Origin of the sequence: Rhizobium favelukesii (genome assembly GCF_000577275.2) — a bacterium.
GTDB classification, from domain to species: Bacteria; Pseudomonadota; Alphaproteobacteria; order Rhizobiales; family Rhizobiaceae; genus Rhizobium; species Rhizobium favelukesii.
Genome location: NZ_HG916852.1, coordinates 797221 through 812679, shown reverse-complemented (window position 1 = coordinate 812679; position 15459 = coordinate 797221). Strand labels below are relative to the sequence as shown.

Here is a 15459-nt window from a genome sequence, read left to right as displayed (position 1 = left end):
GTCGCACACTGGCTTTTTTAAATCGATTAGATTAAAGAGCCAATAACCCGTCTGATTGAGAGACATCCTCATGAGCAGCCAAATCATCCCCGTTGAACCCTTTGATTATGTCGTTTTCGGCGGCAGCGGCGACCTTGCAGAACGCAAGTTGCTGCCGGCCCTTTACCATCGCCAGATCGAGGGGCAATTCTCCGAGCCAACCCGTATCATCGGCGCTTCGCGCAGCCCGCTTACGAACGAGGAATACCGCAAGTTCGCCCAGGACGCCCTGAAGGAGCATCTCAAGAAGGGTGAATACGACGAGGCCGAGGTCGCGAAATTCCTGCAGCGCCTGTACTATGTGCCTGTCGATGCGCGTTCGGACGCCGGCTGGGATCAACTGAAGAAGCTTCTGGATGAGGGCAAGGATCGCGTGCGCGCCTTCTACCTCGCTGTCGCGCCGGGCATCTTCGGCGACATCTCGCAGAAGATCCATGACCACAAGCTGATCACCAAGTCGGCGCGCATCGTTGTCGAGAAGCCGATCGGCCGCGATCTCGCTTCCGCCCTGCAGCTGAACGACACCATCGGCAAGGTGTTCAAGGAAGAACAGATCTTCCGTATCGACCACTACCTCGGCAAGGAAACGGTGCAGAACCTGATGGCGCTGCGCTTTGCCAACGCGCTCTACGAGCCGCTGTGGAACGCCAACCATATCGACCACGTGCAGATCACGGTTGCGGAGTCCGTCGGCCTCGAGGGACGCGCTGGCTACTACGACACAGCAGGCGCACTGCGCGACATGGTGCAGAACCACATCATGCAACTCGTCTGCCTCGTCGCGATGGAAGTTCCTTCCTCGATGGACTCCGAAGCCGTCCGCGACGAGAAGCTGAAGGTGTTGCGCGCATTGAAGCCGATCAACGCATCGAACGTCGAGACCAGCACCGTTCGCGGCCAGTATCGCGCGGGCGCTTCCGGCAGTGGTCCAGTCAAGGGCTACCTGGAAGAGCTCGAAGGCGGCGTTTCGAACACCGAAACTTTCGTTGCCATCAAGGCCGAGATCGGCAACTGGCGCTGGGCCGGCGTTCCCTTCTACATCCGCACCGGCAAGCGTCTTGCCGGTCGCATGTCGGAGATCGTCATCACCTTCAAGCCGATCCCGCACTCGGTCTTCGACCAATCCGCCGGCCGTATCAACCAGAACCAGCTCATCATTCGCCTGCAGCCGGACGAAGGCGTCAAGCAGTCACTGATGATCAAGGATCCAGGTCCGGGCGGCATGCGTCTTCGCAACGTCTCGCTCGACATGAGCTTTGCCGAGTCCTTCTCGGTGCGGAACCCGGATGCCTATGAGCGCTTGCTGATGGACGTCATCCGTTCCAACCAGACGCTGTTCATGCGCCGCGACGAAGTGGAGGCCGCATGGCAGTGGGTGGACCCGATCCTCAAGGGTTGGGAAACGACCGGGCAGAAGGTTCAGGGCTATACCGCCGGCACCTGGGGGCCCAGCCAATCGATCGCGCTCATCGAGCGTGACGGCCGCACCTGGCACGACAACCTGTAGGATCAAAGACGATGGCAGCGACGATGCATGCTTTTGCCAACGGCGCAGAACTGGCTCGCAACCTAGCAGACAAAGTCGCTGCGTCGCTTTCCGCGGCCATCGACGCACGCGGGGCGGCGACGTTTGCCGTTTCCGGTGGCTCGACGCCGAAGCTCTTCTTCCAGGAGCTTTCGGCGCGTGATCTCGACTGGACCAAAGTGACCATCACGTTGGTCGACGAACGTTTCGTGCCTGCGGACAATCCGCGCTCGAACCATCTGCTGGTGGTCGAAAACCTGCTGCAGAACAAGGCGAAGGCCGCGCGCTTCCTGCCGCTCTATCAGGCGGCCGCGTCGGTCGAGGACGCGGCGAAGCTTGCGACGGTGGCGACCGCTTCGATCAGCAATCCCTTTGACGTTGCGATCCTCGGGATGGGGGGTGACGGCCACACGGCCTCGTTCTTCCCGGGTGGCAGCAATCTGAACGTCGCACTCGACGCTACGACGCCGCGTGGTATCATTACCATGGAGGCGGACGGCGCGGGCGAGCCGCGGCTCACCTTCACCTTCTCCAGCCTTCAGGATGCAAGGCTGCTCGTGCTTCATATCGAAGGCGAGAGCAAGAACGGCGTCCTGACGAAGGCCGAGGGCGCCGGCGAAGAGGCAGACATGCCGATCCGCGCCATTCTGCGGCGAGCAACGAGCTCGGTCGAAGTCTACTGGGCTCCATAGGCCTTCGGGCAGCAAGCCGCGAACGAACATTGAAGAGCAACCAAGGCAGGATACCTCCCATGTCCGCTAATGCACGCATTTCTGCGATCACCGCCCGCATTGTCGAACGATCGAAACCGACGCGCGGACTCTATCTGGAGCGCCTGCGCAACGCGACATCCAAGGGCGTAAGCCGCTCGATCCTTGGTTGCGCCAATCTCGCACACGGCTTCGCGGTCTGTTCCCCCGCCGAGAAGGACGCACTAGCGGGCGACCGCGTACCCAATCTCGGTATCATCACCTCCTACAATGATATGCTCTCCGCGCACCAGCCGTTCGAGCACTATCCGGCGATCATTCGCAAGGCAGCGGCGGAAGCCGGCGGCATCGCGCAGGTGGCCGGCGGTGTTCCTGCCATGTGCGACGGCGTCACCCAGGGACAGCCGGGCATGGAGCTCTCGCTGTTTTCCCGCGACCTGATCGCCATGGCTGCCGGCGTCGGCCTCTCCCATAATATGTTCGATGCTGCGCTCTTCCTCGGGGTCTGCGACAAGATCGTACCGGGTCTCGTCATTGCGGCCCTCTCCTTCGGCCATCTGCCGGCCGTCTTCGTGCCTGCCGGCCCGATGACGACCGGGCTTCCGAACGACGAGAAGTCGCGCGTGCGACAGCTCTATGCCGAAGGCAAGGTCGGACGCGCCGAACTGCTGCAGGCGGAATCGAAGTCGTACCACGGCCCAGGCACCTGCACGTTCTACGGCACTGCCAATTCGAACCAGATGCTGATGGAGATCATGGGCTTCCATATGCCCGGCTCCTCCTTCATCAATCCGGGCACGCCGCTGCGCGAAGCCTTTACGCGCGAGGCGGCCAAGCGGGCGCTGGCGATCACCGCACAGGGCAACGAATTCACACCAGCTGGCGAGATGATCGACGAACGCTCGATCGTCAACGGCGTGGTCGGCCTTCATGCCACCGGTGGCTCTACGAACCACACGCTGCATCTTGTCGCCATGGCGCGCGCAGCGGGCATCCAGCTGACCTGGCAGGATATCGCGGAGCTTTCCGAAGTGGTACCGCTGCTGGCGCGGGTCTATCCGAACGGCCTTGCTGATGTGAACCACTTCCACGCGGCCGGCGGCATGGGCTTCCTCATCAAGGAACTGCTCAAGCACGGCATGCTGCACGACGACGTGCGCACCGTCTTCGGCCATGGCCTACAGGCCTACACCATCGATCCCCGCCTCGGCGACGACGGCACGATCGTGCGCGAACCGGCGCCGGAAAAGAGCGTCGACCCCAAGGTGCTCGCCAGCATCGAGGCGCCGTTCCAGGCCAATGGCGGCCTGAAGATGCTCCGCGGCAATCTCGGCAAGGCGGTCATCAAGATCTCGGCGGTCAAGCAGGACCGGCACGTCATTGAAGCACCGGCCGTCGTCTTCCATAGCCAGCAGGAACTGCAGGACGCCTTCAAGGAAGGCAAGCTCAACAAGGACTTCGTCGCCGTCGTGCGCTTCCAGGGTCCGAAGGCGAACGGCATGCCCGAACTGCACAAGCTGACGCCGCCGCTCGGCGTGCTGCAGGACCGCGGCTTCCGCGTCGCGCTGCTGACCGACGGCCGCATGTCGGGCGCCTCAGGAAAGGTGCCGGCAGCAATCCACGTCACGCCGGAGGCTGTCGATGGCGGCCCGATCGCGCGGATCAAGGATGGCGACATCATCCGCCTCGATGCGATCGCGGGCACCCTGGAAGTTCTGGTCGATGCCGCCGACATGGCCGAGCGCGAGTCCGTGGTCGCCGATCTTTCCGAGAACGAGTTCGGCATGGGCCGCGAGCTGTTTGCTCCCTTCCGCCGCGCCGTTGGCCCTTCGGATCGCGGTGCAAGCGTGCTGTTCCACTGAGCCGCAACGAGTGGCGCTAAAAAACAGCAAAGCCCGCGAGGAGATGACTCGCGGGCTTTGTCGTTCGATGCGTCGAGAAATCAGGCGCGAATGTCGAGCACGCGATCGCGGTGCGCCGGGTGAGTGCTGTAGACAAAGATCTTGTTGAGCTCCTTGTCATTCAGCATCCGCAGAAAGCGGACTTCGATCGTGTTGTTGGCATTCACCCGCATCAGCATACAGCCGACCTTGGTGATGCGGGCATCCGGGATATCGAGATAGAACTGCTTCGGAAGGGCGTATTGCGTGAGCAGTGCAAGGACCGCGGTGCTCTTCGAAATGCGAATGATGTCGCATCGCCGGGACGCCATGTTCATGACGCCCTTCTCGGTATACTCGATGCGTGCGGCGTTCATCGTATCCTCCATCTTGAACCGCACTTCGCGGTCGTACATGAAGGATTCCTCTTTGTTCAGAAAGTGCCCGGAAGGCATTGGACTGGATGGCGCCACCGCCGTATTCCCCTCGATACTCAATGAGGAAATACTAGCGGGCGATGCTTAACAGAAGGTGAGAATGGTCTCGATTTCGACCGCGATACACTCAAAAAGACACAGCGGATTTTCGAGAAGAATTCCGCTTGCGATCAAATGCACAAAACAAGCCCGGGCAACACGATACGCTGTCCGGGCCTTTTTTGTTGTTCGCCGCAAAGCGATTTTATTTACGGTACGTGCGACCGTCCGCATCAAAGAGATGCAGCTTGGAACGGTCGGCCGAGAAGTGCATCTTCTGGCCCTTCTTGACGTCGTAAATGCCTGGCAGCTTGACGATGATCGGTTCGCCCGGAACGAGGCCCTCGATGTAGAGAAGCGTCACTTCGCCGAGCGCCTCAACAATCGAAACTTCGCCCTCGAAGAGGTAGTCATCGCCGGCACCGGCAATGCGCAGATCTTCAGGACGAACGCCGAAGCTTGCGGTCTTGCCCTTCTCGGAGGCGGCCGTCGGAAGGTCTAATGTCACCGATTTGCCGCCTGTCAGGGTCACCGTCGTCGTATTGCCAGCCTCGGTGATGGTAGACGGAATGACATTCATGGCCGGAGAGCCGATGAACTTGGCAACGAAGAGGTTTGCCGGACGCTCATAGAGTTCCAGCGGCGCGCCCACCTGCTCGATATTGCCGGCGGAGAGGACGACGATGCGGTCAGCAAGCGTCATCGCCTCCACCTGGTCATGCGTGACATAGATCATCGTCGTGTCCGCCATCTGCTCGTTGAGGCGGGCGATCTCGATGCGGGTCGCGACACGAAGCGCTGCGTCGAGGTTCGACAGCGGCTCGTCGAAGAGGAAAACCTTGGGGTTGCGGCAGATGGCGCGGCCGATTGCGACGCGCTGACGCTGCCCGCCGGAGAGCGCCTTCGGCAGGCGATCGAGATACCTGGTGAGCTGCAGGCTTTCGGCCGCGGCACGAACGCGGCGATCGATCTCCTGCTTGCTTTCACCGGCGATCTTCATGCCGAACGCCATGTTGTCGTAGACGGTCATATGCGGATAGAGCGCATAGGACTGGAACACCATGGCGATGCCGCGCTTGGAAGGCGGGACATCGTTGACCAGCTGGCCGTCGATATACATGTCGCCGCCGGTAATGTTCTCCAAGCCGGCAATCATGCGCAACAGAGTGGATTTGCCGCAGCCCGAAGGACCGACGAACACAACGAACTCGCCCTCCTTGATCTCCAGATCGATCCCGTGGAGAACATCCACGGAACCGTAGGATTTGCGAATATCCTTGAGCGTCAGTCCAGTCATTAGTTCCTCCTCCTGAATCGTCAGGCGAGACGAGCGAAGTATGCTCCCCACGCCGGAATATCGATCTTCTCACCGTAGTTATTGCTGACGAAACCGTGGCCCGTCAACGCCTGCCAATCACCGGCAGGCAAAACGACCGCGCCTTCGGCAGCGCTCATGTTGAAGACGCAGAGCAGCTTTTCGTTGCCATACTCGCGCACGAAGAGCAGCACGTCGTCCTGCGGCTCCATGAACTCGATCTCGCCCTTGGCGAAGGCCGGGTACTGCTTGCGGAAGGCAAGGAAGCGACGATAGTGCTCGAGCACAGAGGTCTCGTCGCCCTGCTGGACGCTGACAGCGCGCAGGATGTGCTCGACCGGAACCGGCAGCCATGGCGTGACGGTCGAGAAGCCGCCCTGGGCGACCTGACTGTCCCATACCATCGGCGTGCGGCAACCATCACGGCCCTTGAATTCCGGCCAGAACTGGATGCCGTAGGGATCCTGCAGGTCCTGATAGGCAAGATCGGCTTCGGTCAGGCCGAGTTCCTCGCCCTGATAGAGGCAGACCGAACCGCGCAGCGTCATCAGCAGTGATGCATACTGCTTGGCAAAAGCGTCGTGATCGGCGACCAGTGATCCCCAGCGGCTGACATGGCGCATGACATCATGGTTGGAGAAGGCCCAGCAGGCCCAGCCATCCGGCGCGGCCGCCGCGAAGTCTTCCATGACCTCCTCGACACGTTCGGGAGACAAGGGATCGGGCGCCAGGAACTCGAAGGCATAGCACATATGCATCTTGTCGTTGCCGGAGGTGTATTCGCCGACGATCTCCAGCCCACGCTGGCTATCGCCCACTTCGCCGACGGCAGCAATTGCCGGAAACTCTTCGAGCACGGCGCGGAATCGCTTCAGGAACGCCAGATTCTCCGGCCGGTTCTTGTCGTAGACGTGTTCCTGGAAGTTATAGGGATTGACCGCCGGAGCCGTCGACGCGTTGCGGCGTTCGGGAACAAGCGCCGGATTGTCGCGCAGTTCCTTGTCGTGGAAGTAGAAGTTGATCGTATCGAGACGGAAGCCATCGACGCCGCGCTTCAACCAGAAGCGGACGACATCCAGCAGCCGGTCCTGAACCTCGGGATTGTGCAGGTTCATATCCGGCTGCGACGTCAGGAAGTTGTGCATGTAATACTGCATGCGCGTCGGGTCCCACGCCCATGCGGAACCGCCGAAGATCGACAGCCAGTTGTTCGGCGGCGTGCCATCCGGCTTGGCATCGGCCCAAACATACCAATCCGCCTTGGCGTTCGTCTTACTGGTGCGGCTTTCGACGAACCAGGGATGCTGGTCGGAGCTGTGCGAGATGACAAGATCGATCATCACGCGAATGCCGAGGCGATGGGCCTCAGCGATCAGCGTGTCGAAATCCACCAGCGTGCCGAAGATCTGATCGACGTTCTCGTAGTCGGAAACGTCATAGCCGAAATCGCGCATCGGCGAGGTGAAGAAGGGCGAGATCCAGATCGCGTCGGCGCCGAGGGCGGCGACATGCGGCAGGCGGGCGGTGATGCCCTTCAGGTCGCCGATGCCGTCGCCATTGGAGTCCTGGTAGGAGCGTGGGTAGATCTGATAGATCACCGCGCCACGCCACCAGTCCTTGTCGGCCGTCAAAATGGATTGGGATGCCATGCTCATGTTTCCTGTTGGATGCTCTTGGGTTGCTAACCGCCCTTGACCGAGCCCGCAAGCAGACCACGCACTAGGTAGCGCTGCAAGCCAAAGAACACGAGCAGCGGTACGACAATGGTGACGAAGGCCGAGGCCGTCAGGATTTCCCAATTGCCCCCCCGCGAGCCGAGCAGCGCGTTCAACGCGCCGGTGAGCACGAGATGATCCCTGTCGGTGCCAAGGAAGACCATGGCGACAAGCAGGTCGTTCCACACCCACAGAAACTGGAAGATCGCGAAGGATGCGAGCGCAGGGAAGGACAAGGGCAGTACAATACGGGTGAAGATTTCGAAGTCGCTGGCGCCGTCGACGCGCGCCGATTCGATGATCTCCTTCGGGAGGCCGGCGATATAGGCCCGCAGCAGATAAATGGCGAGCGGCATGCCGAAGGCAGTGTGCGCAAACCAGATGCCGGGATAGGTTTTCGACGGCGCGTCGAGCAGCGACCCAATGCCGTTGTAAAGCCGCAGAAGCGGGATGAGCGACATCTGCAGCGGCACGACGATGAGGCCGACGACAAGCGCGATCAGCAGGGCCCGGCCCGGGAACTCCATCCAGCTCAGCGCGTAGGCCGCAAAGGCCGCGATGAGGATCGGGATGATCGTCGCCGGGATGGTGACGGTCAGCGAGTTGATGAAGGACTGGCCGATCCCCTCGCTGGTGAGAACGTTCTTATAGTTCTGCAAGGTGAATTCCGGCGGCGTCGCGACCGAAATGTAGACGCGCCGGCCACCGTCATCCGGACCAAAGGCGGCAGTCTTCGTGTAGCGATAACTGCCGTCATCGTTGACGGTGAGTGAGAGACCGTCGCCAAGGTCGGCTGTTTCGCCGGCCTTGTATGCGGCCGGTTGCTGGACACGCGTGCCGAACGCCCTGATGGAGCGGCCCTGCTGCCCCTCCAGAACATTGCCGGCGATGACGTAAACTGTCCCGTCCTGCTTCTGCTGGTCCGGCTGCCCAAGGCGAGCCGCCACTGTTCGGGAGGAGCCGGCGAAGGCCGTCCACCAGCCGGAAGAAACGAGCTGATCCTTGTCTCGCAGAGCACTGACGAAGATCCCGAGCGTCGGTATCAGCCAGATGATGACAATGACGAGCACCGCGAAGTGAACGAAGAGGCGGGCCGGGCCGATCTTGAAGAAACTTCCTGACAAGGTCATCTCAGTGGCCTCCCAGCTCGCGATTGGCACGGCGGACGTTCCAGACCATGATCGGCGTCACGGCCAGCATGATGATCAGCGCGATGACCGCGCTTCGGCCGGAATCGCCGCCCCCCCGGAAGAGCCAGTTGAACATCAGGTTGGCAAGCACCATCGAATTCCACTGGCCGTTGGTCATGGTCAGCACGATGTCGAACACCTTGAGCACGAGAATGGTGATCGTCGTCCAGACAACCGCGATCGAGCCCCAGACCTGCGGCACCATGATGCGCCAGAAGATCTGCCAGCCGTTGGCGCCATCGATGACGGCGGCCTCGATGGTTTCCTCAGGAATGCCGCGCAGCGCCGCCGACAGAATCACCATCGCAAAGCCGGTCTGGATCCAGATGAGGATGACCATCAGGAAGAAATTGTTCCACAAGGGCACCGAGATCCACACCTGCGGCGTCCCGCCGAACAGCTGGACGATCGCATTCAGCAGGCCGATCTGCACATCGTTGCCGCCACGATATTCGTAGATGAACTTCCAAATGACGGATGCGCCGACGAAGGAGATCGCCATCGGCATGAAGACGATGCTCTTGGCGATGTTGCCCCACCAGATGCGGTCGGTCATCACGGCGATGACGAGGCCGAAGAAGGTGCAGGCCGCCGGCACGACGGCCAGCCACAGGATGTTATTGAAGATCGACTGGCGGAATTCGCGGTCTGTGAGAGCCCACCGATAGTTCGCGAAGCCGACGAATTGCTCGCCGGAGCGGTCGTAGAAGGACAGGATCAGCGTCGCGATCACAGGATAAACAAGGTAGACGACAAGAAGGAAAAGGGCTGGCCCGATGAACAGCCACGGCCGGATCATCGCCCGGCGGTTCAGGTTGCGCGCCGCGGAATGGATGTCGCCATCCTTCACTGGCAGCGACCAATCCAGGATCTTGTTCGAGAAATAGAAATAGGCCGAGCAGGCGAAGACTGCCACGACCACGACCCCCAAAGCGGAAACTATCTGCGACAGCATTCGTCCCTCCCCTGCTACCCTGTCCATCCTGACGGGTTTGTGCGCTGATCGTCGTCACATCGCCCACCGCTTTCAACGCGACAGGCAACGATGGCCGGACACTCCCAGTATCCGGCCATGCATTTCAGCCATGCCGCCGCAGCCGGCGGCACGGATGTCAGGTGAGATTACTTGATGCCATCCCAGGAGCTCTGGATTTCCTTGGCGGTGTCTTCGGCCGACTTGCCGCCAACGAAATCGACCATGCCGGTCCAGAATGCACCCGCGCCGATCTTGCCCGGCATCAGGTCGGAACCGTCGAAGCGGAAGGTCGTCGCGGTCGTCAGGATCTCGCCTTCCCTCTTCATCTGGTCGTTGGCATAGGCTGCCGTGTTGACGCCCTTGTACGGCGTCAGGAAGCTCGACTGTGCCATCCAGACTTCGTGCGCGATCGGAGTCTTCAGGAACTCGACGAAGGCACGGGCCGCCTTGGAGTCCTTGGTGACGGTAACAAGCGTGCCAGCGCCCAGAACCGGCTTGCCGAGGTCGGCATGCGCCGCGTAGGTCGGCATATAGAAGAAGTCGGCATCCTGACCGAGTTTCGTCCCCTCCGGGAAGAACGACGGGATGAACGACGCCTGATGGTGCAGATAGCACTTCGGCGGCACGCCGAAGAGACCCTTCGGGCTATCCCGGAAGTCCGTTGCTGCCACGGCGGCAACGCCACCACTGACATACTTCTCGTTCTTGGCGAACGAGCCGAATTCCTCGATCGCAGCAACGACGGCCGGATCGGTGAACTTGACTTCGTTGGTGGTCCACTTGTCGTAGACGTCAGGCTTCTGCTGACGCAGCATGATGTCTTCGATCCAGTCCGTTGCCGGCCAGCCAGTTGCGCCACCGGAACCAAGGCCGATGCACCACGGCACGCCGCCATCCTTGACGATCTGCTCCGTCAGAGCATGCAGCTCCTCCATGGTCGTCGGGACCTTGTAGCCCGCTTCCTTGAAATTCTCGGGCACGTACCAGACGAGCGATTTCACGTCGGCCTTATAAGGGAACGCATAGAAGGCTTCCTTGCCGTCCTTGCCCTTGTAGGTGCCGTAACCGACCCAGCTATCGCCGGCGCCGTAGTTGTCCTTGATCCACTGGGCATTCTCATCGCCGAGCGGCGTCAGGAAGCCCTTGCTGGCGAGATCGGCCAGAAGGCCCGGCTGCGGCAGGACCGCGATATTCGGCGGCGAACCGGCTTGTGTGTCGATGACGATCTGCTGTTCGTAGTTTTCCGAAGACGAGTATTTGGCGTCTACACCGGTTGCTTCGGTGAAGTAGGCCAGAATGCTGCGGAAGAAGGCTTCGTCTTCGCCGCGCCAGGGCCCGAAGATCGTCATCTGCTCGCCCTTGAGATCGGCGTGCGCAGCTTTGAAATCGTCGTAGCTCTTCCAGTTGAACTTCGCATCCTGTCCCGGAGCAAACTTCAGATCGGCAGCAGACGCGGCACCGGCAAGAAGCGCCGCCGCAGCGACGCTCATCAAAAACGTCTTTCTCATGTGATCAACCTCCCATCACAATCCCAACCGCACTTTTGAAACCATTTTGACGGCGTTCCAAAGCGCTTTGACAAAAGCACTCATGTCACTTTCGGCGGAAAAGAGTCAAGCTATTTCGCGAAAGGCGCAAAAGATGCGGCCTTTTACATCAAGGTTTCGACGCCATACCTTGGGAATATGGAGCGATTTTTCTTGAGTCAAGCAGCACAACTGCTACATAATTGAAAGCGCTTTGGATGCCATTGGGAGCTGGCGACCAGTGCGAGCGGAGGAAGAATAGCACGTGAACCTGAAACAGCTATCGGAATTGCTTGGCCTGTCGCAGACAACGGTAAGCCGTGCATTGAACGGCTATCCCGAAGTCAATGAGGCGACGCGCGAGCGGGTCCTGCAAGCCGTGAAGGAGACAGGCTACCGCCCGAACAAGGCGGCACAACGGCTTGCGACCGGCAAGGCCGGGTCGATCGGCCTCGTGATGCCGACAGCTCCCGATCACTATTCCGATGTGCACTTCGGTGAGTTCCTGACGGGTCTTGGCGAGGAAGCCGTACGCCACGACTTTCATTTCGTCATCATGCCCGCCGATCCGAACGACGAGGTCGGCGCACTGCGGCGGCTTGCGATCAGCGGCAATGTCGATGCGCTGTTCGTGGCCTATATGCGCGGCCACGACCCACGGCTGCCGATGCTGAAGTCGCTTTCCATGCCATTCCTCGTGCATGGCCGCTCCTTCGGTTCCGAGCCCGACTACCCCTATCTCGACATCGACAACGAGGCGGCCTTCTACGACGCGGCGCGGCTGCTGCTTCAGCTCGGGCATACGCGCTTTGCCCTGCTCAACGGGCCGGGACATCTCGACTTTGCGATCCGTCGCAAGAACGGACTTGTCGCTGCGCTTTCCGAGCGGGGACTGTCGCTTCCGGAAGACTGCATGAGCCACACATCGATGACGGACGAACTTGGCCAGTCCGCGATGGAACGATTTCTACAGATGCCGGAGCCGCCGACGGCGATCCTCTGTTCCAGTACGGTGCTGGCGCTCGGCGCCATCCGCGCCGTCAATCAGGCGGGGCTCAAGCTCGGCGAGGATATCTCGCTGATCGCGCACGACGACGTTTTGCCCCATCTCAAGCCCGAGAACTTCTCTGTGCCGTTGACGACAACGCGGTCATCGCTGCGCGCCGCAGGCGTGCGCATCGCCCAACGGCTCATCGGAACGGTGAAGCAGGACGGGCCATTCCCAGAGCAGGAACTCTGGAAAACCGAACTGATTGTCAGGGCCTCGACAGGCCCCGTTCCGCGGCAGGCTCAGAACGTCGGCGGTGTCTGACCGGCCGCGCGATGGGCGGCGATGACGGTGTTGGCCATCAGCATCGCGATGGTCATCGGGCCCACGCCACCGGGAACCGGCGTGATAACGGCGGCAACCTTGGCGGCATCTTCAAAGGCGACGTCGCCAACAAGGCGCGTTTTGCCTTCGCCCTTTTCCGGGGCAGGAATGCGATTGATCCCAACATCGATGACGGTGGCGCCCGGCTTCACCCAATCACTCCTGACCATCTCCGGGCGGCCGACGGCGGCCACCAGAATATCCGCATTGCGGCAGACGGCCGGCAGATCCTTAGTGCGTGAATGCGCGATGGTCACCGTGGCGTTTGCATTGAGCAGCAGTTGCGCCATCGGCTTGCCGAACAGGTTTGAGCGGCCGATGACCACCGCATTCAGGCCGGAAAGATCTTCGCCATGCGTGCGTCGCACGAAGACCATCGCGCCCGCCGGGGTGCAGGACACGAGGCCCGTTTCGAGGTCACCAGTCGCAAGCTTGCCGGCATTGACGACGTGCAGACCGTCGACATCCTTTTCGGGCAAGATCGATTGGATGATCAATTCTGACTTTAGATGCTTCGGCAGCGGCAATTGGACGAGAATGCCGTGAATCGACGGATCGCTGTTCAGCGTAGCGACGAGTGCCGCCAGTTCCTCCTGCGTGGTCTCGGCCGGCAGCGTGTGCTGAACGGATTTGAATCCGCATTCCTTCGCCATCTTGCCCTTGGAGTTGACATAGGCATGGCTGGCCGGGTCGTCGCCGACGATCACGACGGCAAGGCCCGTCTTGACGCCGCTTTGCTTGTCCAGCGCCGATGTCGCTGCCTTCACCGTTTCGATTACGGAAGCGGCGACCTGTTTGCCATCAATCACTGTCGTCAAGACTGTCTCCTGCCCTTGCTTTCGCTCATTGTAGCGGATGGCGCTCAGCGCGATTTGCCTGTCCACGCCCTATCCTGCCTAAAATGGCAAATGCAAGAACAATCGTGTCGCAGCGAGGTCAGGACGCTATCGACCGGGTGCGCAGCCTATCGCGCATGGTGGCGAGTTCCGCGCGAATGATGTCGGCTTCCTGCGGCCCTTTGGCGGGTTCGGCCGGTGATGGCGTACCGACATTTGGCTCCGGTGCCGGAGTGCGTAGCGATGGCTCCTTTCTTGCGGACGCCGCAAGCGTGGAGCGCGCCCTGGCAGAGACGACAGCCAGGCCGAATGCGAGCCCTGCAAGAGCGCCGAGCAGCGGCGCAAGCCAGCGCTGGTCCGCCGGCACAGCCGCGATCTGCACGCTCTTCTGCAGCTGCACGCTGCCAATACCTGGCGGAACGGCTCCGGTGGTGATCGCATCCTCGAGGCGCAAGCGCGCCGCACTTGCCTTGTCGCGCAGCTCGGTCAGCTTCGCCAGATCGACACCCGTATCCTTGCTCTGCGCGATCAGCGCATTGCGGCGATCACTCAGCTGCCGTTTGTCGACGGTGACTGACTTCATCTCGTCATTCGCATCGCGCAGTAGCCGAGCGAGATCCTCGCCAATCGCGTCTCGCAAGCCGTCAACCTCCGCCTGCTGCGCCTGCAGCCGCGGATGGCGAGGGCCGAGATTGGCCGACAGCTGTGACAGAGACAGGTGTGCGGCCACATATCTGTCTCGACGGTCGATGAGTGTCGGCGACATGAGGTCCGCATCCAGCGTGCCGGCAAGGACATCAGCGACCTTGGCCACCTTCAGCCGGCCCGCCTTCTCTTGCGCTGCAACGATGCGCTGCTCGGCGGCCTTCAGCTCTGCATCAATGCTTCCGATCTGTTGCTGCAGACCAGCCGCAACCTTGACGTTGCCTTCGCCGCTCTTCTGCGTGAAAGATTTAAGCTCGAGCTGCGCCGCATCGTCCGCGTTTTTCAGCGATCCGCCTTCGGCCGGCCCAGTTGCCGCCCCTGAGCCCGTCACGACGGACGCAAGGTAGCCGGCGATGCGCGCGGATTTTTCCGCGCTGCCCGTTGTCACCTTGAAATCGATCGTGCCGGCGTGAGGATTTGTCGCGGTGCGGATCGCGGAAACGAGCGATGCCTCTGCGCGCGAAACAGGGTCGGCAGCCGCGCCATCGGTCGATAGCAGGTCGATAGCCACCGCTAATGCATCCGAGGAGACGCCGGAGAACTCCGGATCGCGGTCGAGTTTCAATGCCGCAACCGTTGCTGCCATCGTACGGGAAGAGGAAAGCGTCCTTTCGGCCGCGCTCGTGACTGCAGTGCGACTTTCGCCGGCGCCTTGGACCGCGAGTATCCCTTTCGCGCTATAGCGCGTCGGTTGAGCGGAAATCAGAGTACCGCTCGCTGCACCCAGCGCACAGATGAGACCAACCATGGCAAGAGGTTTCAAACGCCTGGATTTCGGCGCGCCTTTGCCGACGGCGGGTGTCGCCTGATTGAGGCTTGCGGCCGCTTTCGTGGAACCCGTGACTTCCGGCGCGGCCGGCAGCGGGTCGGCTGCAGCTGCCTTGACGTCGTTTGCAGCTTCGAGCCGCTTGCCCAGGATCGTTTCGATGCGGCCGACAAGCGGCCGCGCTTCAGGCACAGCATCGCGGCTGGCCCGCTGTTGCTCAAGCGCGCGCTCGATCACGCCGAGCAATTTTGCTTCCGGCGCCGGCATCGTCGCCGCGGCTTCGGATGGCCTGGCGATTGCCGTCGGGGAGCGGAAGGCTTGGCTTCTCGGATTGCTGTCGTACATCGCCACATCTCATGCGTATGAACGGTCGAGCCGCCCGCGACTGCGGATGGTTAACCAACATTAAATGTTCATGGCAAAGAAAT

Annotated in this window: 12 protein-coding genes; 4 read left to right on the top strand and 8 right to left on the bottom strand. The window is 61.2% G+C overall.

What is annotated here, in order from left to right; genetic code table 11:
* Positions 1–70 precede the first annotated feature (70 nt).
* From zwf to edd, 3 genes are read left to right on the top strand one after another with little or no spacing between them, the layout of a single operon-like run.
* A complete protein-coding gene (gene zwf / locus LPU83_RS42430) occupies positions 71–1546 on the top strand; it encodes a glucose-6-phosphate dehydrogenase (RefSeq protein ID WP_024312981.1) in 1476 nt (491 codons plus the stop codon).
* Positions 1547–1557: 11 nt separating this feature from the next.
* Positions 1558–2256 carry a 6-phosphogluconolactonase gene (gene pgl / locus LPU83_RS42425; protein WP_024312982.1) on the top strand — a complete coding sequence of 233 codons (699 nt, stop codon included), beginning with the start codon at positions 1558–1560 and terminating at the stop codon, positions 2254–2256.
* 59 nt (positions 2257–2315) lie between these two features.
* Positions 2316–4136, top strand: a complete 1821-nt coding sequence (gene edd / locus LPU83_RS42420) for a phosphogluconate dehydratase (RefSeq protein WP_024312983.1) — start codon at positions 2316–2318, stop codon at positions 4134–4136.
* Between the two features lie 80 nt (positions 4137–4216).
* Here edd and LPU83_RS42415 read toward each other — a convergent pair whose 3' ends face one another.
* From LPU83_RS42415 to LPU83_RS42390, 6 genes are all read right to left on the bottom strand, one after another.
* Positions 4217–4570 (bottom strand): hypothetical protein, encoded by a 354-nt coding sequence (locus LPU83_RS42415; RefSeq protein WP_037070195.1) that lies wholly within the window; start codon positions 4568–4570, stop codon positions 4217–4219.
* Positions 4571–4835: 265 nt separating this feature from the next.
* Positions 4836–5927, bottom strand: coding sequence for an ABC transporter ATP-binding protein (locus LPU83_RS42410; RefSeq protein WP_024312985.1), 1092 nt, complete (start codon positions 5925–5927; stop codon positions 4836–4838).
* Between the two features lie 20 nt (positions 5928–5947).
* Complete coding sequence (bglA, locus tag LPU83_RS42405) at positions 5948–7600, bottom strand: beta-galactosidase BglA (RefSeq protein WP_024312986.1); 1653 nt, start codon at positions 7598–7600, stop codon at positions 5948–5950.
* Between the two features lie 26 nt (positions 7601–7626).
* On the bottom strand, positions 7627–8790 hold the full coding sequence (locus LPU83_RS42400; protein ID WP_024312987.1) for a carbohydrate ABC transporter permease: 1164 nt from the start codon (positions 8788–8790) through the stop codon (positions 7627–7629).
* 1 nt (position 8791) lies between these two features.
* Complete coding sequence (locus LPU83_RS42395) at positions 8792–9805, bottom strand: carbohydrate ABC transporter permease (RefSeq protein ID WP_024312988.1); 1014 nt, start codon at positions 9803–9805, stop codon at positions 8792–8794.
* A gap of 167 nt (positions 9806–9972) precedes the next feature.
* Entirely contained in the window at positions 9973–11334 is a 1362-nt protein-coding gene (locus LPU83_RS42390) for an ABC transporter substrate-binding protein (protein ID WP_024312989.1), read from the bottom strand.
* A 283-nt stretch (positions 11335–11617) separates the two neighbouring features.
* On the opposite strand from LPU83_RS42390, the gene LPU83_RS42385 reads away from it, so the two are divergent.
* Entirely contained in the window at positions 11618–12664 is a 1047-nt protein-coding gene (locus tag LPU83_RS42385) for a LacI family DNA-binding transcriptional regulator (protein WP_024312990.1), read from the top strand.
* On the opposite strand, the gene folD is transcribed toward LPU83_RS42385, so the two are convergent.
* Together folD and LPU83_RS42375 are read right to left on the bottom strand one after the other, a co-directional pair.
* On the bottom strand, positions 12643–13542 hold the full coding sequence (folD, locus tag LPU83_RS42380) for a bifunctional methylenetetrahydrofolate dehydrogenase/methenyltetrahydrofolate cyclohydrolase FolD (protein ID WP_024312991.1): 900 nt from the start codon (positions 13540–13542) through the stop codon (positions 12643–12645). The two genes, LPU83_RS42385 and folD, sit on opposite strands and share 22 nt — an antisense overlap.
* Positions 13543–13660: 118 nt before the next feature.
* Positions 13661–15376: a GumC domain-containing protein gene (locus LPU83_RS42375; RefSeq protein ID WP_024312992.1), complete on the bottom strand. Its 1716-nt coding sequence runs from the start codon at positions 15374–15376 to the stop codon at positions 13661–13663.
* Positions 15377–15459: the final 83 nt, after the last annotated feature.